The 21,949-nt window shown below is 63.7% G+C and carries 21 protein-coding genes and 1 pseudogene; 10 read left to right on the forward strand and 12 right to left on the reverse strand.

Annotated features, from left to right (window positions below):
* Positions 1–90: 90 nt before the first annotated feature.
* Positions 91–552, reverse strand: a complete 462-nt coding sequence (gene rirA / locus X771_RS151170) for an iron-responsive transcriptional regulator RirA (protein ID WP_023672640.1) — start codon at positions 550–552, stop codon at positions 91–93.
* A gap of 294 nt (positions 553–846) precedes the next feature.
* On the opposite strand from rirA, the gene X771_RS151165 reads away from it, so the two are divergent.
* From X771_RS151165 to X771_RS151160, 3 genes and pseudogenes are all read left to right on the forward strand, one after another.
* Positions 847–2,142 (forward strand): DUF445 domain-containing protein, encoded by a 1,296-nt coding sequence (locus tag X771_RS151165; RefSeq protein ID WP_023688166.1) that lies wholly within the window; start codon positions 847–849, stop codon positions 2,140–2,142.
* A 107-nt stretch (positions 2,143–2,249) separates the two neighbouring features.
* Positions 2,250–2,655, forward strand: a pseudogene (gene phaP, locus X771_RS01000000165000) (TIGR01841 family phasin).
* A 161-nt stretch (positions 2,656–2,816) separates the two neighbouring features.
* Entirely contained in the window at positions 2,817–3,314 is a 498-nt protein-coding gene (locus X771_RS151160) for a MaoC family dehydratase (RefSeq protein ID WP_023681725.1), read from the forward strand.
* Positions 3,315–3,329: 15 nt separating this feature from the next.
* On the opposite strand, the gene X771_RS151155 is transcribed toward X771_RS151160, so the two are convergent.
* Positions 3,330–4,799, reverse strand: coding sequence for an MFS transporter (locus tag X771_RS151155; protein WP_023688167.1), 1,470 nt, complete (start codon positions 4,797–4,799; stop codon positions 3,330–3,332).
* A 131-nt stretch (positions 4,800–4,930) separates the two neighbouring features.
* Here X771_RS151155 and X771_RS151150 point away from each other — a divergent pair, with 131 nt between their 5' ends.
* Positions 4,931–5,824 carry a LysR family transcriptional regulator gene (locus X771_RS151150; protein ID WP_023688168.1) on the forward strand — a complete coding sequence of 298 codons (894 nt, stop codon included), beginning with the start codon at positions 4,931–4,933 and terminating at the stop codon, positions 5,822–5,824.
* Positions 5,825–5,828: 4 nt separating this feature from the next.
* Here the strand turns inward: X771_RS151150 and X771_RS151145 are convergent, their stop codons facing one another.
* Positions 5,829–7,247, reverse strand: coding sequence for a PLP-dependent aminotransferase family protein (locus X771_RS151145; protein ID WP_023688169.1), 1,419 nt, complete (start codon positions 7,245–7,247; stop codon positions 5,829–5,831).
* A gap of 106 nt (positions 7,248–7,353) precedes the next feature.
* Between X771_RS151145 and X771_RS151140 the strand changes: the two genes are divergently transcribed.
* Positions 7,354–8,217, forward strand: a complete 864-nt coding sequence (locus tag X771_RS151140) for a DMT family transporter (RefSeq protein WP_023688170.1) — start codon at positions 7,354–7,356, stop codon at positions 8,215–8,217.
* Between the two features lie 28 nt (positions 8,218–8,245).
* Here the strand turns inward: X771_RS151140 and X771_RS151135 are convergent, their stop codons facing one another.
* Genes X771_RS151135 through X771_RS151125 form a run of 3 tightly spaced genes read right to left on the reverse strand, consistent with a single transcriptional unit; the run spans position 8,246 to position 10,685 of the window.
* Positions 8,246–9,286, reverse strand: a complete 1,041-nt coding sequence (locus X771_RS151135) for a zinc-dependent alcohol dehydrogenase family protein (protein ID WP_023688171.1) — start codon at positions 9,284–9,286, stop codon at positions 8,246–8,248.
* 36 nt (positions 9,287–9,322) lie between these two features.
* Positions 9,323–9,973 (reverse strand): maleylacetoacetate isomerase, encoded by a 651-nt coding sequence (gene maiA / locus X771_RS151130; RefSeq protein ID WP_023688172.1) that lies wholly within the window; start codon positions 9,971–9,973, stop codon positions 9,323–9,325.
* 4 nt (positions 9,974–9,977) lie between these two features.
* A complete protein-coding gene (locus X771_RS151125; protein ID WP_023688173.1) occupies positions 9,978–10,685 on the reverse strand; it encodes a fumarylacetoacetate hydrolase family protein in 708 nt (235 codons plus the stop codon).
* A 178-nt stretch (positions 10,686–10,863) separates the two neighbouring features.
* Here X771_RS151125 and X771_RS151120 point away from each other — a divergent pair, with 178 nt between their 5' ends.
* On the forward strand, positions 10,864–11,547 hold the full coding sequence (locus X771_RS151120) for a response regulator transcription factor (RefSeq protein WP_023672627.1): 684 nt from the start codon (positions 10,864–10,866) through the stop codon (positions 11,545–11,547).
* Between the two features lie 123 nt (positions 11,548–11,670).
* Here the strand turns inward: X771_RS151120 and X771_RS151115 are convergent, their stop codons facing one another.
* Together X771_RS151115 and X771_RS151110 are read right to left on the reverse strand one after the other, a co-directional pair.
* Positions 11,671–13,014, reverse strand: a complete 1,344-nt coding sequence (locus X771_RS151115) for a hybrid sensor histidine kinase/response regulator (RefSeq protein ID WP_023688174.1) — start codon at positions 13,012–13,014, stop codon at positions 11,671–11,673.
* A gap of 3 nt (positions 13,015–13,017) precedes the next feature.
* On the reverse strand, positions 13,018–14,202 hold the full coding sequence (locus X771_RS151110) for an FIST signal transduction protein (protein ID WP_348625473.1): 1,185 nt from the start codon (positions 14,200–14,202) through the stop codon (positions 13,018–13,020).
* Positions 14,203–14,564: 362 nt separating this feature from the next.
* On the opposite strand from X771_RS151110, the gene X771_RS151105 reads away from it, so the two are divergent.
* The 4 genes from X771_RS151105 to X771_RS151090 all read left to right on the forward strand — a co-directional run bounded on the left by X771_RS151105 (position 14,565) and on the right by X771_RS151090 (position 19,665).
* Positions 14,565–15,065: a (2Fe-2S)-binding protein gene (locus tag X771_RS151105; RefSeq protein WP_023681712.1), complete on the forward strand. Its 501-nt coding sequence runs from the start codon at positions 14,565–14,567 to the stop codon at positions 15,063–15,065.
* A 123-nt stretch (positions 15,066–15,188) separates the two neighbouring features.
* Positions 15,189–17,534 carry a xanthine dehydrogenase family protein molybdopterin-binding subunit gene (locus X771_RS151100; protein ID WP_023688177.1) on the forward strand — a complete coding sequence of 782 codons (2,346 nt, stop codon included), beginning with the start codon at positions 15,189–15,191 and terminating at the stop codon, positions 17,532–17,534.
* 105 nt (positions 17,535–17,639) lie between these two features.
* Positions 17,640–18,437, forward strand: a complete 798-nt coding sequence (locus tag X771_RS151095; protein WP_023688178.1) for a xanthine dehydrogenase family protein subunit M — start codon at positions 17,640–17,642, stop codon at positions 18,435–18,437.
* A 205-nt stretch (positions 18,438–18,642) separates the two neighbouring features.
* Positions 18,643–19,665, forward strand: coding sequence for an acyltransferase (locus X771_RS151090; RefSeq protein WP_023688179.1), 1,023 nt, complete (start codon positions 18,643–18,645; stop codon positions 19,663–19,665).
* A 66-nt stretch (positions 19,666–19,731) separates the two neighbouring features.
* Here X771_RS151090 and X771_RS151085 read toward each other — a convergent pair whose 3' ends face one another.
* From X771_RS151085 to X771_RS0134000, 4 genes are all read right to left on the reverse strand, one after another.
* Positions 19,732–20,238 (reverse strand): GNAT family N-acetyltransferase, encoded by a 507-nt coding sequence (locus X771_RS151085; protein ID WP_023688180.1) that lies wholly within the window; start codon positions 20,236–20,238, stop codon positions 19,732–19,734.
* Positions 20,238–20,993, reverse strand: coding sequence for a copper homeostasis protein CutC (locus tag X771_RS151080; RefSeq protein ID WP_245262611.1), 756 nt, complete (start codon positions 20,991–20,993; stop codon positions 20,238–20,240). Before X771_RS151080 ends, X771_RS151085 begins: the two co-directional genes overlap by 1 nt.
* A 123-nt stretch (positions 20,994–21,116) precedes the next feature.
* Entirely contained in the window at positions 21,117–21,551 is a 435-nt protein-coding gene (locus tag X771_RS151075; protein ID WP_023688182.1) for a cupin domain-containing protein, read from the reverse strand.
* Positions 21,552–21,629: 78 nt separating this feature from the next.
* Entirely contained in the window at positions 21,630–21,926 is a 297-nt protein-coding gene (locus tag X771_RS0134000; protein ID WP_245262614.1) for a hypothetical protein, read from the reverse strand.
* Positions 21,927–21,949: the final 23 nt, after the last annotated feature.

Raw genomic sequence — 21,949 nt, forward strand, 5'->3', positions numbered from 1 at the left:
GGACTCAGGCGACGCGCTTTAGGTCTTTGTTTTTATGCATGTCATTGTCTCAAAACCGGGGCCACTTTTGAGCGACATGCACTAGAAAACTCAGGCGGCCGGTGCTCGCTGGACCAGCATGTCGATGCCGAGTAAATGACGCACATTCGGGCGCGCCGCCACCATATCGGCGATCGTGTAGCGGGAAAGCACGGCAAAGAAGGCGTTGAGCGCCTCGCGCAGCGCCGAATTCAGCTGGCAGCTGTCGACCAGCGGGCATTCGGCGGCGTCGTTTTCGAAGCACTCGGCCATGGCAAAGCTCTCTTCTGTCACCCGTACGACGTCGAACAGGCTGATCTGCTCGGCGGGGCGGCCGATCCTCACGCCGCCATTCCTGCCGCGCACTGTCTCGACCAGGCCATGCTCGACCAGCGGCTGCAGGATCTTGAACAGGAAAAGCTCCGACACCGAATAGGCGGCCGCAATCTCGGGGATGCGGCTCAGGCGATCGTTGTTGGCGGCGCAATACATCAGGATGCGCATGGCGTAGTTGGTCTGGCGCGTCAGCCGCATTTCATTCCTCACCGAGTGCTGGCGCGCTGGAACTGCACCAGATTTTAGATTGTGCTGGTGCAGCTTTCTCACCCGGAGTTTCGGATTCGCCCACACTGGCCTGATCGGAATATGGCCTATACCTTGGAACAATTCCAGACTGGGATTGCATGATAGATGAACATTCTTGTCAACTTTGCGTGCGAAACCGGCAATTCCCGGACGAAATCGGCCCATCCGATCATGCTACGGGCCCAAACACCCCCTAAATAGCCCATGCCAGATAGCCAAGAGATCGATGAGGAGCGGCGTATCATGTCCCAATCGGCTTCGTCCCTGGCGCCTGGCGGTTTTGATGCCGAGACGGGCGCCAAGCTTTTCGCGTTGCGGCGGACAAAGTTCCTCGCCACGGCTGCGCTGGTGCTTTGCGTCGTGGTTTTTGCCGTGGCCAAATCGTTCGAGGCCAAGTATCCGTGGCTGGGCTTCGTGGCGGCCTTCGCCGAGGCGGCGACCATTGGCGGCCTGGCCGACTGGTACGCGGTGGTGGCGCTGTTCAAGCGGCCGCTGGGCCTGCCGATCCCGCACACCGCCATCATCCCAGCGAACCAGAACCGCATCGCCGATAATCTGGGCCGCTTCATCGAGGTCAATTTTCTGGCGCCCGGGCCGGTGCGGGAAAAGCTGGCCGAGGTCGATTTTGCAGCACTCGTCGCCGACTGGCTGACTGACGCCGAACGCTCTGCCGGCCTGTCGCGCTTCGTCGTACGGCTGGTCCCGCAGACGCTTGCGGCGATCGAGCAATCCGGCCTGCGGAGCTTCGTCACCAGCCGCATGCTGGAGCAGATCGACAAGGTGCCGCTGGCGCCGCTCGCGGCCGAATTGCTGTCGGCACTGACCGACGACCGCCGCCACCAGAAACTCTTCGACGAATTCACCAGGGTGATCGGCCGGTTCCTGAACGATGAAGAGGCGCTGGCGACCATGCGCGAGAAAATCCGCGAGGAATTGCCGTCGCTGTTCAACCTGTTCAGAGCCGACGCCTATCTGCTGAAAAAGATCGTCGCTTCCGCCGGTTCGCTGCTTGACGAGGTGCGGGCCGATCCCGACCATCCGATGCGCGCCGAATTCGACCGTTTCGCGCACAGCTTCATCGAGCGGCTCAGAACCTCGAAGCAATACGCCAAACGGGCCGAGAAGCTGAAGCGCGATTTCCTGGCGCGGCCGGAAGTGAAGTCGCTCGCCGGCGACATGTGGCAGAGCCTCAGCGTGTTCATCGAACAGGACGCCAAGGCGGAGAATTCGATTGTTCGCGCGCATCTCGCCAACATGTTCGTCGAGGTCGGCCGCCATCTCTCAGGCGATCCGCAGATCAGGGCCGACATGAACCAGGGCTTTGTCGTGGCGCTGTCGTCGTTCGTGGAGAGCCAGAAGAGCGGTGTGTCGACGTTCATCGCCGATCAGGTCAAGCGCTGGGACCTTGCCCAGCTGACGAGGCTGATCGAGATGAACATCGGCAGGGACCTGCAATATATCCGCTTCAATGGCATGATTATTGGCGGCCTGGCCGGTCTCGTGCTCTACACGGCGGAGAGGCTGTTTCTCGCTGGCTGATGCTGCATTTGCCGCTGAATTGCTTGGGCGTCCGAATGGACACACGGCGCGCGAGTGCTATTGTTCAGAACAGGGTTCAGCATTTGCGACACTGGGGAGCACGAGCAATGGCCAAACAACCCGACTCCGATTCGCCGGTTCGGCCGTGACCTGAAGGTGCCGAATGTCGAGGCGATCCTCGCGCATCATCGCAAGAACCTCGAGGCCCTGGAAAGATCGGCGCGGGCGGGAGCTGCCGGCGCGACCTCATTGTTGTCCAGACAGCGCGAGATGCTGCAGGACACGCTGCGTGAAGTCAGCGACATGGCGCAGAGCTACAAGGCGCCGGGCAATCCCCAGGAACTGATGACAAAACAGGCGGAGTTCGCCAGGAAATCCTTCGAAGCCGCCCTGAAAAATGCCGGCGAAGTGGCCGAGCTGGTCAAGAAATCCGGCACCGAATCGATCGAAATCCTGCGCAGCCGCATCAAGGAAGCGATGGAGGAAATCCGCTCGGGCTATGACAAGAAGTGACTCTCCAACGCAACCATGAGAGGAGTGGGCCGGTTGCGGCGCATGAGCATGGACGAGGGACGCTGTTTGGCGGAAAATGGCGGAACGGAATCGCAACGGGCGAATTGACAGGAGCCGTCCGTTCGTGGTCCGAGGCACTGGGAGCCACCGGGAAAGCAGGAATGACGGAACTACGGCCGAAAACGCCGCCGACCTTCGAGCAGTTAAGGGCGATGGCCGGGCAGGAGCTCGGCGTGTCGGAATGGACGACCGTCGACCAGAACCGCATCAACCAGTTTGCCGAATGCACAGGCGACCATCAGTGGATCCACGTCGATCCGGAGCGGGCGAAGCGGCAGAGCCCATTTCGCACCACGATCGCGCATGGCTATCTGACGCTGTCGATCATCGGCGCGCTGGCGCTGGGCATGGGCATCGTACCCGAAAACACGCAAGCCGCCTTCAATTACGGCTTCGACAAGGTGCGGTTCCTGGCGCCCGTCAGGGTCGGCGCACGCATCCGGCTGCGCACGACGCTGTTGTCGGTGGAGGACAAGGGGCCGGGCCAGTATCTGATGAAGGCCGCCAATACGGTCGAGATCGAGGGCGAACAGAGGCCGGCGCTGACCGCCGAAACGCTGGTCATGCTTTATGAGCGGCGCAAGCGGGCGGGAGCGTAAGCTCCCTATCTTCGGTCATGATGGCTGTTGCCGCACCGACAGCCTGCCGCCGGCGCGGGTCCAGAGCAGTGCCAGCAACAGCGCAGCCACCGCCAGGACCGTTGCCGTCTGAAAGGTAACCTGCATGCCGCGCGCGGCTGCCGCTGAGGTCAGCATGTCCTGGCTTTGCCGTTCTCCCGTCGAGGCAGCCGCAAAAATGGCGCCCATAAGCGATGCGCCGGTGATCAGGCCGAGATTGCGCGACAGATTGAGCAGGCCGGACACCACGCCGCGCTCGCCGGCAGCGACACCGCTCATGACGGCGGCATTGTTGGATGTCTGGAACAGGGCGTACCCGAAGCAGGTGACGGCGATCGGCACGATATAGCTGACAATGCCGAGTTTTGTTGCGGCGAGCGACAAAAGCAAGGTGCCGTTGACCAGGCCGAACAGTCCGGCGATCATCATCCTGTTGGTACCGAAGCGATCGGTGAGGCGGCCGGCGATAAGCGCCGAGAGCGCGGAGACCAGCGGACCTGTCGACAGGACCACGCCGACCATCGCAGCATTGAGCCCCAGCCCTCGCGACAAATAGAACGGAGCGACCACCAGGGTCGCCATCATCACGGTGGCGACAACGAGGTTCGTGGCGAGGCTGGCGCTGAGCCGGATGTCGTACAACCGGGCAAGCCGGATCAAGGGACTTTTCGCCTTCGTCTGCGCAACGCCGAACAGAACGACGCCGATGCCGGCGGCCACCAGGAGGCCGATGTTGAGGGCGCCGAAATGGCCGCGGCCGAGCGTCATGGCCAGTGCATAGGCGGCGAGCGTCAGGCCTAGCAAGACCGTCCCGATCGCGTCGAACCCGCCTTGAACGCCCGCAGCCTTGCCGCGGGCAGGCAGGGCCAGCCAGGCGAGGGCAAAGGTCAGGAGGCCGAGCGGCACATTGACGAGGAAGAGCGCCCGCCAGCCAAAGCCGGCGATCAGCAAGCCGCCGAGCGAGGGTCCGAGCGTCGTGCCGATCGCCGACATGGCGCCGAGCAGGCCCATGGCGCTGCCGGTTCTCTCCTTGGTCACGGTCTCCGCGACAAAGGCCAGCGTCAGCGCCATCATCAGCGCGGCACCCAGTCCTTGTACGGCGCGCGCCGCAATCAGCAGCCAGAGCGTCGGCGCCAGGCCGCAGAGCACCGAAGCCAGTGTGAACAGCGCGATGCCGCCGAGCAGCAACGGCCGGCGGCCGAGCATATCGGCCAGCCGACCGGCGCTGACGATCAGGGCCGTGATGGCGAGCAGATAGGCGAGAACCACCCATTGCACGGACTGGAACGGCGCACCGAACGCCTGCATGAGGGAAGGCAGTCCGACGCTGGCAATGCTGGTTCCAAGCGACGACAGCAGCGTGGCGAGCGACAGGCTGGCCAATGCCAAGACAGGAGAGTGGGCCAGGCCTGCGGACCGGGTGTTGTGCGGCGCCGATGCGCACTCGTTCTGCTCAGCAATTGCCATGGCGATTTCCTCCTTGTCAGTCCCGCAACCGGACCTGTCGGAGATCTAGTCGTCAGGATGGAATGGCGGAAGGCGCATCATTTGCATCTTATTCGTGCACCAAACGCCATGGCATGTGCTACAATCCGCCGATGGCATCGCCAGATCTCAATCTGCTGTTCGCTCTCGACGTCCTGCTGACCGAAGGTAGCGTGGCTCGCGCGGCAACCCGGCTGCGGCTCAGCCCTTCGGCGATGAGCCGCACGCTGGCGCGGCTGCGGGAAGCGACCGGCGATCCGCTGCTGGTCCGCGCCGGCCGCGGCCTGGTCCCGACGCCGCGCGCGGAGGCATTGCGGCAGCAGGCCGGCCGTGTCGTCCACGATGCGGAAACGCTATTGCGTCCCGCCAGGCTGCTCGATCTGGCAAAGCTGAACCAGATCTTCACGCTGCGCACCAATGAAGGGTTCGTCGAGGAATTCGGGCCGCGTCTTGTCGCCCGCATCCAGGCCGAGGCGCCGGGCGCGCGGCTGCGCTTTAGGCCCAAATCCGACAAGGATGTCGCCTCGCTGCGCGACGCGGACATCGACCTCGAAATCGGCGTTGCCGGCGAGGCCGGACCTGAAGTGCTGATACAGGCGCTGTTTCGCGACCGCTTCGTCGGTGCTGTGCGAGCCGGCCACCCTTTGAGTGAAGGCGCGGTAACGCCTGAACGCTACGCGGCCGGCCGCCACATCAGCGTTTCACGGCGGGGTCGGGAAAGAGGGCCGATCGATCAGACTTTGGCGCTGCTCGGCCTGCAGCGAACCGTGGCGTGCATGGTCTCCGGCTTTTCGGCTGCACTCTCCATGGCGCGCGCTTCGGACCTTATTGCCAGCGTGCCCGAACGGCACACGCAAGGCGCACGCGCCGGCATGGTCAGCTTTCTGCTGCCGGTCGCCACGGTGGAGGTCACCATCTCGATGCTCTGGCATCCACGGCTCGATGCCGATCCGGCGCAACGCTGGCTGCGAGATTGCGTTCGGGAGGTCTGCGCGGCCTCCCGCTGAGCCCTCAGCGCGCCATTGCCCCCTTGAGCACCCTGAAAATCCGCTCGTCCTGGCACTGGGCAACGTTGAAGCGCAGGAAGCGGCTGGCGGTTCCCGACAGGCTGAATGCGTTGCCGGGCGCCAATACGATGTTGTCGGCCAGCGCGCGGCGGGCGATTTCGGCTGCGTCCACGCCATCGGGCAGGCCGCACCACAGGAACAGTCCGGCGGGCTGGTCGATCCAGGGCGCGATGCCGATCGCCTTCAGGCGCGCGCTCGTCTCGCCCATGGCGCGGGAAAGGCGCGCGCGCAGCAGATCCATGTGCTTGCGGTAGCTGCCATCCCTAAGCAGCGTCAGCACCAGTTCGGCCGCCAGCCTGCCCCCGCCGAAGGTGGTGGCGATCTTGAGGTCGGTGAGCTGTTCGATCCAGTCGCGGGGTGCGGCGATAAAGCCGCAGCGCACCGAGGCCGACAGCGTCTTGGAGAAGCTGCCGATATGGACGACGCGGTTGAGGCCGTCGAACGCCGCCAGCCGAGGCGCTGGGCTGTGCTCGAAATCGGCGAAGATATCGTCCTCGATGATGGTCAGGTCCGACTGGTCGGCGAGTTTCAGCAGCCGGTGCGCAGTGACCGGCGACAGGATCGCGCCGGTCGGGTTGTGGATGGCGGAATTGGTGATGTAGAGGCGCGGCCTGTGCTCGGCGAGCGCCTGCGCGAACATCTCGATGTCCGGCCCCGATGGCGTGTAGGGCACGCTGACGACCTTGGCGCGGTGGGCGCGCAGCAGTGCGTGGAAATTGAAATAGCAGGGGTCGTCGACCAGCACGGTATCGCCGGGTTCGATCAGGAAGCGGCACAGAAGATCGATGGCCTGCGTGCCCGATTCGGTCAGCATGATCTGTTCGGGCGAGACCTCGATGCCGTGGCCGGCCATGCGCCGCGCGAGCAATTGCCTGAGCGGCGGCAGGCCGAGCGGCGTGCCGTAATCGGCTAGGTCGACATCGTCGGCGCGCGCCACGGTGCGCAGCGCCCGGCGCAAGGCCGATTGCGGCATCCACGAGGCCGGCATCCAGCCGCAGCCTGGTTTCAGCATCTCGTCGCCGGCTTCCAGCGACTGGCGCGAGACCCACAGCGGATCGATGGCGCGATCGAGCCGGGGTCCAATCTCGGCCAGCGACAGTGGCGCCAGCGATCCGGCGGCATAAAAACCCGAACCCGGCCGGGAGCGAATCGCGCCTTCGGCGGCAAGCCGTTCATAAGCTTCGACGACGGTGGATTTCGACACCTGCATGGCCTTGGCGAAGGCGCGGATCGAGGGCAGCCGCGCGCCCGGCGTCAGGCTGCGCGCCGATATCCGCTGGCGGATGGTCGCCATCACAGTTTCGACCAGAGTGGTCGCGAGAACGGTGGGCGCGCCGTCCGCTTCCAAAGCGAGTTCCTTCATCCGTACTGCTCGACCTGCCATTACAGTTTTGCGGAATTGTACTGCATTGTCTCTGGCTGCACCATAGGCACTTGCCCGATAGAGGTCGAAAGCAATGGAGCCTGGAATGGACAAGACCGCGAGCGGCTGGCTGAACGGATTCGTCGGCGTGCTGATCTTCTCAGGCTCGCTGCCGGCGACGCGCGTCGCCGTGGCGGAGTTCGATCCGACGTTCCTGACCTCGGCCCGCGCCGCGATTGCCGGGCTGCTTGGTCTCGCGATGCTCGTCCTGTTCCAGCAGAAGCGCCCGGCGCGCAGCGATTTTCTGTCGCTGGTGATCGTCGCCCTTGGGGTGGTTGTCGGCTTTCCCTTGCTCACCGCTCTGGCGCTCAAGCACGTCACCTCTGCCCACTCCATCATCTTCGTCGGCCTGCTGCCGCTGGCCACCGCGATCTTCGGCGTGCTGCGCGGTGGCGAGCGTCCGCGCCCGGTCTTCTGGCTGTTTTCCTGCATCGGCAGCGCGCTGTTCGCCGGTTTTGCCCTGATGCAAGGCGTGACGGCCTCACCTGTCGGCGACGGCCTGATGCTGGCCGCCATCATCGTCTGCGGCCTGGGCTATGCCGAGGGGGCGGCATTGTCGCGCAGGCTGGGCGGCTGGCAGGTGATCTGCTGGGCGCTGGCGATCTCGCTGCCGATCATGCTGGTTCTGACGTTCGCGACGCTGCCGTCGTCCTTCGCCGGCGTCGGCTCCGGCGCCTGGATGGGTCTCGCCTATGTCTCGCTGTTCAGCATGCTGATCGGCTTCGTGTTCTGGTACCGCGGCCTCGCCCAAGGCGGCATCGCTGCCGTCGGGCAGTTGCAGCTACTGCAGCCCTTTTTCGGCCTGGCGCTGGCAGCGTCGCTGCTGCACGAGCAGGTCAGTCCGCTGATGATTGTTGTCACGCTCGGCGTGGTGGCCTGCGTGTTCGGGGCGAAGAAATTTGCACGCTAGGAGTTTGGTGGTGGAGGGCGACTCCGCCCTAGAACTTCGTCACCACCCCAATGCCAATCCCCTCGAACCCGCCCATCGCCATCAGCGCCGCAGGCGCCTCATCAAGGCTGATCTTCTTGCCGACCAGCAGTTCGGGCTTGAGCTTGCCGGTGCGGATCATCTCCATCATGGCGGGGTAGCGGTAGGCCTGCATGCCGTGGCTGCCGAGGATTTCGAGCTCGAAGGCGATCACCTTGTCCATCGGCACTTGCGGGCGGGCATGTTCGCCCAGCATCAGGCCGACCTGCACGTGGCGGCCGCGCCGGCGCAGATTGGCAATCGAGTTGAACGATGTCGTGGGGTGGCCGAGCGCGTCCATCGACATATGCGCGCCGCCATTGGTGATCTGCTTGACCGCCTTGACCACGTTCGGCGTGGTCGCGGCGTTGATGGTCGCCACGGCGCCGATCTTTTTGGCGAAGTCCAGTTTCTCGTCGGTGAGGTCAATGGCGATGACATTGGCGCCCATGGAACTGGCGATCATGATCGCCGACAGGCCGACGCCGCCGCAGCCATGCACCGCCACCCATTCCCCCGGCGTCACCCGGCCCTGGTCGACAATGGCGCGAAACGAGGTGACGAAGCGGCAGCCGAGGCTGGCGGCGGTGGCGAACTCCATCTCCTCGGGCAGGCGTACGAGATTGGTGTCGGCATGCTCGATAGCGACATATTCGGCAAACGATCCCCAGGCGGTGAATCCCGGCTGCGTCTGGTGTTCGCAGACCTGATGATTGCCCGAATTGCATTCGAAGCAGCGGCCGCAGCCGACGCAGAACGGCACGGTGACGCGCTCGCCGGCCTTCCAGCGGGTGACCTGCTTGCCGACGGCGACGACGATGCCGGCCAGTTCATGGCCCGGCACATGCGGCAGTGTGATGCCATCGTCATGGCCCATCCAGCCATGCCAGTCGCTGCGGCAGAGCCCGGTCGCCTCGACCTTGATGACGACGCCGTCGGCGGCCGGTTTAGGATCCGGCACGGTCTGGATTCTCGGCGCTTCGCCGAATTTTTCGAAGACGACGGCTTTCATCGGCAACTCTCCGTGCTCTGCTCCGGCATTGTGAGCCTATTCGGCATCTATCTGATTCTCCGGCGCTGCCTTCTGAAAGGCCGGCAGCGCCATGCAGGCGGCGTGGATGCGCGAGATCTCGGGGTAGGGTGTCAGGTCGACTCCGAAGCGGGCGTTGCTGGCGATCTGGGCGACCAGGCAGATGTCGGCGAGGCCCGGTGCGTCGCCATGGCAAAATGTGCCGGTCTCATCCGATGAAGCCAGAATCTTTTCAAGCGGCTGGAACCCTTCGTTCACCCAGTGGCGAAACCAGTGGATGACATCCTGGTCGCCGGCGCCGAACAAAGTGCGCAGCGAGGTCAGCACGCGCAGATTGTTCACCGGGTGGATGTCGCAGGCGATCATCTGCGCCAGCATTCGCACGCGCGCCCGGCCGAGCGCGTCCTTCGGCAACAGCGGCGGTTCGGGATGGGTCTCGTCGAGATATTCGATGATCGCCAGCGACTGCGTCAAAAGCGTGCCGTCGCCCAGGATCAGCGCCGGCACCAGCCCCTGCGGATTGACCGCTAGGTAAGCCGGCTCCAGATGGTCGCCATGACGCAGATGATGCGGCACGTAATCGTAGGTCAGGCCCTTCATCTCGAGCGCAATGCGTGCGCGATAGGAGGTGGAGGAGCGGTAGTAGTTATGGAGGACCAGATCGCTCATCGGATCACGGCTTGCCCATCGAATCTTGGCCGATGGTGATCTCGATGGTGCCGATGCCGTCGACACCGCCGGTCATCGTCTGACCCGGCGCTACCGCGCCGACGCCGGCCGGCGTGCCGGTGAAGATCAGGTCGCCCGGTTGTAGTGCAACCGCACTGCTGCAGATCGAAACGATATCGGCAATCGGCCAGATCAGTTCGGCGAGGTCCCCATCCTGCTTCACCGCGCCGTCGACGGCGAGCCAGATGCGGCCCTTTTGCAGGTGGCCGGATTTGGCGGCTGATACCAACGGGCCGCAGGGCGCCGAGCGGTCGAAGGCCTTCGACCAGTCCCACGGCCGGGCTGCTTTCTTGGCCTCGTCCTGCAGGTCGCGGCGGGTGAGGTCGATACCGACGCCGTAGCCCCAGACATGGTCGAGCGCCTGCGCGCGAGGAATGCGGAAGCCGGCCTTGCCGATCGCAGCGACCAGCTCGATCTCATGGTGCAGGTTTTTGGTCAAAGGCGGGTAGGGGACCGTGGTGCCGGAATCGACCACCGCATCGGCCGGCTTGGTGAAGAAGAAGGGCGGGTCGCGCTCGTCATTGCCGAGTTCGCGGGCATGCGCGGCGTAGTTGCGGCCGACGCAGAAGATGCGGCGCACCGGAAAACGCTCGGCAGAGCCGGCGACGGCCACCGACGGGGTTGCGGGCAGGGGAAGGACGAAGTCTGTCATGCGCGGGTCTCTGCTTCAACTGAGGGCACATTTGACCGATTTGGACCGCCGGGCAAGGCATCAGCGCTGGCAAAAGCGTCGGCTGCGCTCCGTGGACCAAGATGGCGATAGACTATTTGCCAATAAGCTGGCCATACCAGCGGGAGTATCGTGCCCACGGAGAACTGAAACGAACACCATGACCGCAATCAACGATCGCGCCCGGTTTCTGATCATCGACGACCATCCGCTGTTTCGCGAGGCGCTGCACAGCGCCGTGCAGATGGCCTATCCGGAAGTCGACACCGTGGAGGCGCGCTCGATCGCCGAGGCGCTCGATCTCCTGGGTGGGATAAAACCGTTCGATCTGGCGCTGCTCGATCTCAACATGCCTGATGTCCATGGCTTCGATGGACTGCTGCAACTCAGGACCCGCCATCCGCGGCTGCCGGTGGTCGTCGTCTCGGGCTATGAGGAGCCGAAGATCATCTCCGAGGCGTTGTCCTATGGCGCTGCCGGCTTCATCCCGAAATCGGCGCGCAAGAGCGATCTTGCGGCCGCAATCCGCTCGGTGATGGAGGGCGCGATCTATGTGCCGGAGACATATGAGGGACAGCCGCCCGACGCCGACAGCGCCGACCGCGCCGATATGGTGCAGCGGCTGGCCAAACTGACGCCGCAGCAGCTGCGCGTGCTGCAGATGCTGCGCCAGGGCCTGCTGAACAAGCAGATCGCCTACGAGCTGCAGGTCGGCGAGACCACGGTCAAGGCGCATGTCTCGGAGATCCTGCGCAAGCTCAACGTCTACAGCCGCACGCAAGCGGTGATTGAGGTGTCGAAGCTGGACAATGCGGAGCTGTTTCGCGATCAGGCCGGGTTTTGATCTTTACCCTCCCCCTTGTGGGGAGGGTCGATCCGCGAAGCGGAGCGGGGTGGGGGAGCTTGGCGCTGCACCCCGCCCCGGCGCTGCGCGCCGACCCTCCCCATCGAGGGGAGGGTATGGGGCTCAAGCCAGCAGATGCGCCAGCAGCGCCCTTAGCTGCGCCGGCTTTAGCGGCTTCCGCATCAGCTCTATGCCTGCGGCGCGGGCTGCCTTGGCGACGGCCTCCGATCCGTCGGCGGTGACGATCAGCGCCGGCACGGCGCGGCCGAGATAATCGCGGACTTCGGCGATGGTGGCGGTGCCGAGGTCGCCGTCGTCGAGATGCTGGTCGGCAATGACGATGTCGGGCACCCAGTCGGTGTCGCCAAGCAGGCTGATCGCAGCCTCGGTCGAAGTCGCGGCGCGCACCAGGCACTGCCAGCGCTCGAGCAGGAAGGTCATCGCCTGCAACACGTCGGCGTCATTTTCGACCAGCAGCACCTTGGTGCCGAACAGGCCGTAGCCGCGCGGCCGCTCCATCTCGGCAAGGCTGGCGATGGCGTCGGCGCTGGCGCCGATGCCGACCGGCACGTCGATGTGGAAGATGGTGCCGCGCCCAACCCTCGAGGAGAACGTCACGGGATGACCGAGCGCGGCAGCCATGCGCCGCACGATGGCAAGGCCCAGGCCCAGCCCGCCGCCGGAGATCCCGGTGTCGGCTGGAATGGCGGAGCCGCGATGGAACTCCTCGAACACCGCCTCGCGCTGGTCGTCGGGAATGCCGCAGCCGGTGTCGGCGACATCGATGCGGATGGTATCGCCGCGATGCCTTGTGCCGACAAGCACGCCGCCCGAAGGGGTATAGCGCAGCGCATTGGACAGGATGTTTTGCAGGATGCGGCGCAAGAGCGTGCGGTCCGAACGCACCACGGCGCTGACCGGGCGGAACTTCAGCGCCAGCCCCTTCATCTCGGCCACGGGCAGGAAATCCGACCGCAGCGAGGAAAACAGCGTCTCCAGATTGACATCGCCGATGTCGGGCTGCACCACACCGGCATCGAGCTTGGAAATGTCGAGCAGCGTGCGCAACAGGTCTTCCATGGTCTCCAGCGAGCGCTCGACCTGACGGACAAGTTTCTTGCCCTCGTCGCTGGTCTGCACTTCGGCCAGCGCCGAGACGGAGAGGTGGGCGGCGTTCAGCGGCTGCAGCACGTCATGGCTGGCGGCGGCCAGGAACCTGGTCTTGGACAGGTTTGCCAGTTCGGCGTTTTCCTTGGCGGCGCTGAGGTCGATGTTCGACTGTTCCAGCCGGCGCAAGGTCGAGTGTAGTTCCTCGGTGCGCATGCGCACGCGGTTTTCCAGTGAAATTGCGGTCTGGAACAGCGAGAAGGCGTTGCCCTGCTGGTCCATCGAGCGCTCGACGCGGCTGACCAGAGCGGCGTTGATCTTCTTCAGCCTGTCGACGTCGTTGATGTCCCTGAGCGGCATGCGCTATTCCGCCGCCTGGCGTTCGCCGAAGGCGATGCCGGTGAAGGTTTGGTTCAGATGCATCGAACGGTACTGTTCGCCATAGGTGCCGAAGCCGATGACATTGTTGACCCGGTAAAGCTCCGAAATGTCGCGGAACACCTGGCGGTTGCGGGCGTCGAGCCGGCGCAGCACGCAATCGAAGCCGAGGATCATGTCGATGCCGCCGAGCCGTTGCTCGACGTCGCGCAGTGCGGCGCGCGTGGATTCCACCATGTCCTTGGGCTGGGCGATGGACAGCACGACGCCGTCGTCTATGGCGCAAAAGAATGACAGGGAACCGTCGGCATGCATCTTCTGGATCGAGCGGCAGTAATATTCGCCGCCCACTTTCACCACCACCGGGTGCGAGGCGAAGCTCATCGGCGTCAGGTTCTGCGCAACGATGCCGACCGAGGCTGCATATTCCTCAGCCGCGTTGGTGGCGTTGAATTCGCGCACGGTGCGGTGGTCCGGATCGGATGCCGTCACCACCAGCTTCTCGTCGGTTGGGATGAAATTGTCGGTCTTGAAGACATGGAACGGGATCTCGGTGGCGATCAGCACAATGATGGCGCTGTCGGACGCAACCTTGCCGTTCGAAATCAGCCTGGTGGTTTCGAATTTCAAATCGTCGCCCGCCGAACCGCCTATCAGCGGGATGTCGTCCAGCCCCCAATGGATGGCCGAGGTTACAGCTTCCTCGGCAAAGGACAGGCCGTCGATGAAGCAGAGCGCGAAGGTGCTTTTGGCATGGCAACTGCCGGTGCGTCCGCGCAGCAACCGCCGCAAGCCCTCGACTTCATCAGTGATCCTGTCCATGCCCGACGAGGAGAGATTGTCGACCATGGTGCTGACCGCCGAAAACGACGCGGAGGGAAAGAGCATGGCGAGCACATGACCTTCCTCCAGGCCTTGCGGGGTGATCTCGCCGGCGGTCGAGCAGGCGGCGTAGGCCAGCGTCGGCGCGTGGGTCTTCAGCGCTTGCGAAAGGACGCTCGCATCAAGCAGGCTCTGGGAAAAGAACAGCAGGGCAAAGCCGGCATCGATGGCTGCGGCCTCGACGGCGACCGCCAGGGCGAATGCATCGGCGTCGGGCTCGTCGGTGGTGAGCGCCGACAGACCGGATGCATAGCTCGTCCGTGAACTGGCCAGAGGCTTCCTCCCGATATCCTCCGACGCTTCCTGCGCGCGCCCGTTTTATGTCTCTCGGCGCGTTGGCGTCGAGGNGACAGACCGGATGCATAGCTCGTCCGTGAACTGGCCAGAGGCTTCCTCCCGATATCCTCCGACGCTTCCTGCGCGCGCCCGTTTTATGTCTCTCGGCGCGTTGGCGTCGAGGGCATTGTTGCCCCCTATTCGCTCTTTGGCAATGGGGCGGACAGGCCCATGATTTTCGTTTTCTCCATGACCGAAAGTACAATGAGCGCCGTGTGTTTTTTGCGCTTTTTGCAGTGTACCAATAGCGCATGGCCGAGCGCCAAAGCCGCATCGGCAGCATGACTACCAAGGTCGATACCCAGGGAGGATGCATGTCGGACGTTTCGTTTGTCGTGAACGGAAAACGGATCAGCGGCGCTGCCGAGGACCGAACGCTTCTGGTTCATTTCCTGCGCGAAAATCTTGGTCTCACCGGAACGCATGTCGGTTGTGACACCTCTCAATGCGGCGCCTGCGTCGTGCATGTCGACGGCAAGGCGGTGAAGTCCTGTTCGATGCTGGCCGTGCAGGCCTCCGGGTCGACCGTGGTGACGATCGAAGGGCTTGCCAATGGCGGCGACCTGCATCCGATGCAGGCCGCGTTCAAGGAACATCATGGGCTGCAATGCGGCTTCTGCACGCCGGGCATGATCATGACGGCGACCGACATGATCGCGCGCCATCCCGAAGGCCTTGACGAGGCGACGGTGCGCGCCGAGCTCGAAGGCAACATCTGCCGCTGCACCGGCTACCACAACATCGTCAAGGCGATCCTCGCCGCATCGCAGACGATGGCGAAGGTGCCGAAGGGCAGGGCGAAACAGGCAGCGTAAGAAAGAAGCGAGTAGTGAATAGTGAATAGCGAGTAGTCGGTTTAGCCGAACCGCTCCGAGCACAATTCCCTACTCACTGTTCACTATTCGCTACTCACTATTCGCTATTCCGGAGGAATTCCTATGGGCATTGAAGGCATCGGCGCTCGGGTCGTGCGCAAGGAAGACAAACGGTTCATCACCGGCGCCGGCCGCTATGTCGACGACATGGTGGTTCCCGGCATGAAGCATGCCGCTTTCGTGCGCAGCCCGCACGCGCATGCTCAGATCAAGAAGATCGACGTCAGACGAGCGCAGGCGATGCCCGGCGTCATCGGCGTCTTGACCGGCAAGGAGCTCAAGGCCGACGGCATCGGCAACCTGATCTGCGGCTGGATGATCCATTCCAAGGACGGCTCGCCGATGAAGATGGGCGCGTGGTCGCCGCTGGCCGTCGACAAGGTGCGCTATGTCGGCGACGCGGTCGTCATCGTGGTGGCGGAAACCAAGGGCCAGGCCCGCGACGCGGCCGAAGCGGTCGAGATCACCTACAAGGAATTGAAGGCGGTGGTCGATGCCACCAAGGCGCTGCAAAAAGGTGCGCCGCAGGTCCATGCCGAAGCCGAGGACAATCTTATCTTCGACTGGGAGATCGGCGATGCCAAGGCGACCGACGCGGCGATCCAGGCGGCGGCCCATGTCACCCGCATGAAGATCGTCAACAACCGGCTGGTTCCCAACGCCATGGAGCCGCGCGCGGCCCTTGGCCATTACGACAAGGCCGAGGACCATTTTACCTGCTGGACGACGTCGCAGAACCCGCATGTCGCGCGGCTGGTGATGAGCGCCTTCTACAATGTCGCGCCGGAAAACAAGCTGCGCGTCATTGCGCCCGATGTCGGCGGCGGCTTCGGCTCGAAGATCTACATCTATCCCGAAGAGATCGTCTGCCTGTGGGCGTCCAAGAAAACCGGCGTCCCGGTCAAATGGGTCGCCGACCGCACCGAAAGCTTCCTCACCGACGCACATGGCCGCGACCATGTCTCGACGGTCGAAATGGCGTTCGACAAGAACAACAAGATCACCGGCTTCAAAGTCGACACCATCGCCAATCTCGGCGCCTACATGTCGCTGTTCTCGTCTTGCGTGCCGACCTATCTCTACGCGACGCTGCTGTCGGGCCAGTACAACATCCCGACGATCCACGCCAATGTGCGCACCGTCTACACCAACACGGCACCCGTCGATGCCTATCGCGGGGCAGGGCGGCCGGAAGCCACGTATCTGCTCGAACGGACAATGGAGACCGCCGCGCGTGAACTTGGGGTCTCTCCGGCGGAGTTGCGGCGCATCAATTTCATCACCGAGTTTCCGCACCAGACGCCGGTCATCATGAACTATGACGCCGGCGACTATGGAGCTTCACTCGATGCGGCGACACAGGCGTCCGACTATGCCGGCTTTGCCAAGCGCAAAGCGGCGGCCGCCAGCCAGGGCAGACTGCGCGGCATCGGCATGAGCTGCTATATCGAGGCCTGCGGCATCGCGCCGTCGGCGGCGGTCGGTTCGCTCGGCGCCGGCGTCGGTCTGTGGGAATCGGCCGAGGTGCGGGTCAATGCCGTCGGCACGATCGAGGTGCTGACCGGCTCGCACAGCCACGGCCAGGGCCATGAGACGACCTTCGCGCAACTCGTCAACCAGCGTTTTGGCGTGCCACTGGACTCGGTTTCGATCGTCCATGGAGATACCGACAAGGTGCAGATGGGTATGGGCACCTACGGCTCGCGCTCGGGCGCGGTCGGCATGTCGGCAATTGCCAAGGCGCTCGACAAGGTCGAGGCCAAGGCCAAGAAAATCGCCGCCCATCTGCTCGAAGCCGACGAGGGCGACATCGTCATCGAGAATGGCGAGGTCAAGGTCGCCGGCACCGATAAGAGCCTGCCCTGGTTCCAGGTGGCTCTTGCCGCCTACACCGCTCACAATCTGCCGGCAGGCATGGAGCCGGGACTGAAGGAAACCGCCTTCTACGATCCGGCGAACTTCACTTTCCCGGCCGGCTGCTACATCTGCGAGGTCGAGATCGATCCGGAAACCGGCACGACCGAGATCGTCCAGTTCGTCGCCGCGGACGATTTCGGCAACATCATCAACCCGATGATCGTCGAGGGCCAGGTGCATGGCGGCATCGCCCAGGGCATCGGCCAGGCGCTGCTGGAAGGCGCTCACTATGACGATAGCGGGCAGCTTTTGACGGCGAGCTATATGGACTACACCATGCCCCGCGCGGACGACCTGCCGTCATTCAAGGTGTCGACCTCGAACACGCCGTGTCCGAGCAATCCGCTCGGCATCAAGGGCTGTGGCGAGGCCGGCGCCATCGGCTCGCCGCCGGCGGTCATCAACGCCATCACCGACGCTTTGGGGATTGTGGACATCGCCATGCCGGCCTCGCCGTCGACGGTGTGGGCGGCGATTAGGGCGAAGAAATGAGTGAGTAGGGAGTAGTGAGTAGGGAATGGGCATTACCGGAGATGACAGCGTCCCTATTCCCTACTCCCTACTCACTACTGCCTAACCACTTCAGGGGAGGATCCCATGTACGCAGTCAACTACAACCGCGCCGCCTCGGTCGCCGACGCCGCCAAGCTGGTGAAGAGCGGCGACGCCAGGCTTTTGTCAGGCGGCATGACGCTGATCCCGGCGATGAAGACGCGGCTCGCCGCACCCTCCGACCTGATCGACCTGTCGCGGATCAAGGAACTGCAAGGCGTCAAGGTGTCGGGCAAGACCGTCACCATCGGCGCCGCCACAACCCATTACGACGTCGCCAATGACGAGAAGCTGCGGAAGGCCTGTCCGGCGCTTGCGCACCTTGCGTCGCTGATTGGCGATCCGGCGGTGCGCCACAAGGGCACGATCGGCGGCTCGGTCGCCAACAACGACCCAGCCGCCGATTATCCGGCGGCGCTCTTGGCGCTGGGCGCCACCATCGTCACCAACAAGCGCGAGATTTCAGCCGCGAAATTCTTCACCGGCCTGTTCGAAACGGCGCTGAAAGAAGGCGAGATCATCACCGCGGTGAGTTTTACCGCGCCGGCCAAGGCTGCTTACGAAAAATTCCGCAACCCGGCCTCGCGCTATGCGATCGTCGGCGTGTTCGTGGCCAAGGGCAAGGACGGGGTCAGCGTTGCCGTCACCGGTGCCGGCGATGACGGTGTGTTCCGCTCGAAGGAGATCGAAGCCGCACTGGCGAAGAATTTTGCCGCATCGGCGCTCGACGGCGTGAAAGTGCCGGCTAAGAATTTGATGACCGACCTCCACGCTTCGGCCGAATACCGCGCCAATTTGATCGCCGTGATGGCCAAGCGCGCGGTGAACGCCGCCAACGCTTGAACAGTGCCAATTCGAGACGGGAAGGGGCCATTGCGGCCCCTTTCTTTTTTGCGATCACAAACGTTGGCGCCAACACGCGCCAATCTCAAAGCTTCGCACTTGCACAAAGTTATCCCGCACTGCAATATAAACCGGGCGGGAATACGAGGCGAATCCGTGGCGCAGCGATGCGCGCTGCATCGGTTCTTGAGTGCGAAGGACGGGCATGGCCGACATCTCCGCAGCGTCTGTTGCCCTGCCGCGGGCCACAGCCGACAAAGCAGCTAGAGCAAGACTGGCCTATCTCGATGGCTGGCGCGGGCTTTCGATCGCACTGGTGCTGATCGGCCATTTCTTCCCCGTTCCCGGGATCAATCTCGGCGTGCTCGGCGTCGAGTTCTTCTTCGTGCTCTCAGGCCGGCTGATGGGCGAGATCCTGTTCATCGAACGCTTTCCGCTGAAAAAATTCTTCAAGCGCCGCTTTTCGCGCATCTATCCCGCGCTGCTGGTGTTCGTGATATCAGCCATGATCGGGCTCTCCGGCACCTTCATCGCCTTCAAATGGAAGGCGGCGCTGACGGCGCTGACATTCACCTACAACTATGCCGGAATTCTCATCACCCGCGCCGGCGCGCTCGACCACATCTGGTCGCTATGCGTGGAAGAGCATGCCTACATCATCCTGGCGCTGATCAGCGTGGTGGTGACCGGGCGGGGCAATGTCGTTCGGCTGCTGGTGACGCTGTCGCTGCTGGCGATGGCCAATGGCGCCATTTCCTACTGGGTACTCGGCATGGATTACGAGCACAGCTATTGGCGCACCGATGTGCATATCGCCTCGATCCTGCTGTCGGCATCGATCTGCCTGCTCAAGCACGATGACCGGCTGCCGGCATTCCTGAAGAGCCCCTATGTCAGCCTCGTGTCGGCGGCGGCGGCTATATTGCTGTTCCTCGATCCGGTGCCGACGCCGATCCATTACCTACTGGCGGTGCCGTTGCTGGCGCTTGCCGTCAATACGCTGGACACCAGCAACTGGCATCTTACCGGCCTGCTTTCATCCAGGCCGATGGTGATGATCGGGCTATGGTCGTACTCGCTCTATCTCTGGCAACAGCCCTTCTACAAATTCGTCGCCGAGCAGGGCAGTGCGCCGATCCCGATGCTGGCGGCTGTCTTCGCCTGTGCACTATGCAGCTACTATCTGGTCGAGAAGCCCGCGCGGGCCTGGCTGAACCGGAATTGGTGAGGGCTACGGACTCCTAATCTTATGCTGCCGTGGCGATCTGCTTGCCGATCATCAGCCAGCGATGCGTCAGCCCGCAATCTGCCTGAGGTAGTAGCGCACGGTCTTCTGGCCGCCATGGATCGCCGCTTCGCCGACTTGCGCAAAGCCAAGCGCGGCATGGAAGGCGTCCGAAGCCGGATTGGGAGGTTCGGCATTCACCTCGCAGGTGACGATGCTGTGGCCCGCGCGGGCGACTTCCCCGAACAGATCCTCGTAGAGCCGGCGGGCATGGCCGCGGCCGCGCGCTTGCGCCGCGACGACGACGCGGTCGACATAGACGAAGCGTGGATAGCGCTCGCGGAACCAGAGGAAATTCGGGCTGTCGTAGCGCGCATCCTGGTCGAAGGTCATGACGAAGGCTTCGAGCGCGCCGATGCGCCTGACGTAAAACGCTTCGCCAAGCAGGAAGGACAGCCGTTCGGGCTCGAGCCATGACAGTTCGGCGGCGTGCTCGTTGTTGAGTGCGAGGATGGCCACTTCGTCCTGAGGCGAGACACGGCTGATCGGCGACGGCCCAGTCACGGCTTCGCTCATCATGCTCTGGCCGCCGCAATCGTCGCGGCAACCAGCGCCCCATCGGTGACTGTGGTGCGATACTCGCGGTCGAGATCGGTGCCGCCCATGCCGACTTGCGGGTTGCGGTAGGCCATAGCGCTCGGTACATCCTTGAGCGCGGCGAAATGCATTTCCGTCAGCCCGGTTGATGCCAGCACCCCGGCGATGTTTTCGGGGTCCAGCGCGCCGCAGCCGAGGATGATGATGCGGCCGTCGGCCTGGCGGACGAGATCCGCCAACAGGCCGGCGCCTTCCACCGCGGTGTCCCTCTGGCCGCTGGTCAGCACGCGGCCGACCTTGCAGCGGATCAGCGCTTCCAGCGCCTCGGCCGGGTCGCGCGTCATGTCGAAGGCGCGGTGGCAGGTAACGGCGAGCGGACCGGCGGCATCGACCAGCGCGCCCATGCGGGTTTCATCGATGGTGCCGTCGGCATTGAGGCAACCGACGACGACGCCGGCGACGCCGAGGTCACGAAGCGCTGCGACATCGACGAGCATCGAGCGGTATTCGGCCTCGCTGTAGAGGAAATCGCCGCCGCGCGGCCGCACGATGACATGGAAGGGAATGGTCGCGCTCTCGAGTGCGGCGCGCACCGTGCCGAGGCTGGGCGTGATGCCGCCTTCGACCAGGCTGGCGCAGAGCTCGACCCGGTCGGCGCCGGCGGCCTGCGCGGCCAGCAGTCCATCGATGCCTTCGACGCAGATTTCGATCAGGGGGCGAGCATTTCCGGCCAAGGGGCGATCCTTCATGATTGCATGACGGCCAGCCCTAGCATCGGCTCGGTTGGTGGGGAAGCCGGAACAGCCAGTCGCTGCTTGGGCCAGCCCGGCAACCCGGCCTAGTCCGTAGCGAGAGATCTATTGTTTCTGCAGCACCGTGTTCTTGGCGCCTTGTTCGATCTGGTCGATGACCAGCAGCTTGACCGGGGCGTCGCCGATGTTGGTGGCCTGGTGCCATTGGCCGATCATCTCGATGATGAAATCGCCCGTCTTGTAGGTGTTGCTGTTGCCGGTCTCGACATTCGTCACTTTGAGTGTCCCGGCCTCGACATAGGCGTAGCGGGCAAACGGGTGCTGGTGCACCGGCAGAGTGGCACCGACCGCAATGTCATAGGTTGATACCAGCACCTGGACATTTTTCTGCGGCAGCACGATCGGCTGGCCGGACGCCGTCTGGCTGCGATCGGCAAGCGGCGTGACGACAACCGGCGGGCTGGTACTGTCCAGCGCCCGAGCGGGGTTTGCAGATAGCGCCGCCGCGAACAGCAGCATCGATGCCAGGATCTTTCGCATGGTTCCTCCAGGTTTTACCGCCACCGCGCGGGCGCGACGCCAAACTTCTATCTCTCGTCAGTTACTGGAGACACAACGTCATCCGCCGGTGCCGTCGTCCATCATCGTATTGGTGAGCGCTTCATAGATGTTGCTGCATACCTGAGACCGCGGACAGTGTTTTACGATGAATGCCGGCACGACAGTCAGTGCGGCGGCGATCAGGATTTGCAGGAAGAGAGGAGCAGGCTCGAAGCGTTTGCCAAACAAGGCTCGGCAAGCGAAGTAGAGACTTTGAGCCAGGCATGCCCAGACAAGGACATGCAACAGCGTGCTCGTTGCTCGGGCATAGGGCGTTATGTATCTGGCCAGGATTTTGCTGCGATCAACGCTCATATGCAATCGAAGCACAACTGCGT

It is taken from the genome of Mesorhizobium sp. LSJC269B00 (assembly GCF_000502815.1).
Lineage (GTDB): Bacteria > Pseudomonadota > Alphaproteobacteria > Rhizobiales > Rhizobiaceae > Mesorhizobium.

Excerpts from the sequence above, each read along its gene's own strand:
- maiA (WP_023688172.1), bottom strand. The coding sequence starts at position 9,973 with ATGAGCGATCTGGTCCTCCATAACTACTACCGCTCCTCCACCTCCTAT.
- X771_RS151115 (WP_023688174.1), bottom strand. The coding sequence starts at position 13,014 with ATGCCGCTCAGGGACATCAACGACGTCGACAGGCTGAAGAAGATCAAC.
- X771_RS151145 (WP_023688169.1), bottom strand. The coding sequence starts at position 7,247 with ATGAAGGAACTCGCTTTGGAAGCGGACGGCGCGCCCACCGTTCTCGCG.
- X771_RS0134000 (WP_245262614.1), bottom strand. The coding sequence starts at position 21,926 with ATGAGCGTTGATCGCAGCAAAATCCTGGCCAGATACATAACGCCCTAT.
- X771_RS151150 (WP_023688168.1), top strand. The coding sequence starts at position 4,931 with ATGGCATCGCCAGATCTCAATCTGCTGTTCGCTCTCGACGTCCTGCTG.
- X771_RS151085 (WP_023688180.1), bottom strand. The coding sequence starts at position 20,238 with ATGAGCGAAGCCGTGACTGGGCCGTCGCCGATCAGCCGTGTCTCGCCT.
- X771_RS151075 (WP_023688182.1), bottom strand. The coding sequence starts at position 21,551 with ATGCGAAAGATCCTGGCATCGATGCTGCTGTTCGCGGCGGCGCTATCT.
- X771_RS151125 (WP_023688173.1), bottom strand. The coding sequence starts at position 10,685 with ATGACAGACTTCGTCCTTCCCCTGCCCGCAACCCCGTCGGTGGCCGTC.
- X771_RS151160 (WP_023681725.1), top strand. The coding sequence starts at position 2,817 with ATGACGGAACTACGGCCGAAAACGCCGCCGACCTTCGAGCAGTTAAGG.
- X771_RS151105 (WP_023681712.1), top strand. The coding sequence starts at position 14,565 with ATGTCGGACGTTTCGTTTGTCGTGAACGGAAAACGGATCAGCGGCGCT.
- X771_RS151165 (WP_023688166.1), top strand. The coding sequence starts at position 847 with ATGTCCCAATCGGCTTCGTCCCTGGCGCCTGGCGGTTTTGATGCCGAG.
- rirA (WP_023672640.1), bottom strand. The coding sequence starts at position 552 with ATGCGGCTGACGCGCCAGACCAACTACGCCATGCGCATCCTGATGTAT.
- X771_RS151135 (WP_023688171.1), bottom strand. The coding sequence starts at position 9,286 with ATGAAAGCCGTCGTCTTCGAAAAATTCGGCGAAGCGCCGAGAATCCAG.
- X771_RS151155 (WP_023688167.1), bottom strand. The coding sequence starts at position 4,799 with ATGGCAATTGCTGAGCAGAACGAGTGCGCATCGGCGCCGCACAACACC.
- X771_RS151090 (WP_023688179.1), top strand. The coding sequence starts at position 18,643 with ATGGCCGACATCTCCGCAGCGTCTGTTGCCCTGCCGCGGGCCACAGCC.
- X771_RS151140 (WP_023688170.1), top strand. The coding sequence starts at position 7,354 with ATGGACAAGACCGCGAGCGGCTGGCTGAACGGATTCGTCGGCGTGCTG.
- X771_RS151100 (WP_023688177.1), top strand. The coding sequence starts at position 15,189 with ATGGGCATTGAAGGCATCGGCGCTCGGGTCGTGCGCAAGGAAGACAAA.
- X771_RS151095 (WP_023688178.1), top strand. The coding sequence starts at position 17,640 with ATGTACGCAGTCAACTACAACCGCGCCGCCTCGGTCGCCGACGCCGCC.
- X771_RS151120 (WP_023672627.1), top strand. The coding sequence starts at position 10,864 with ATGACCGCAATCAACGATCGCGCCCGGTTTCTGATCATCGACGACCAT.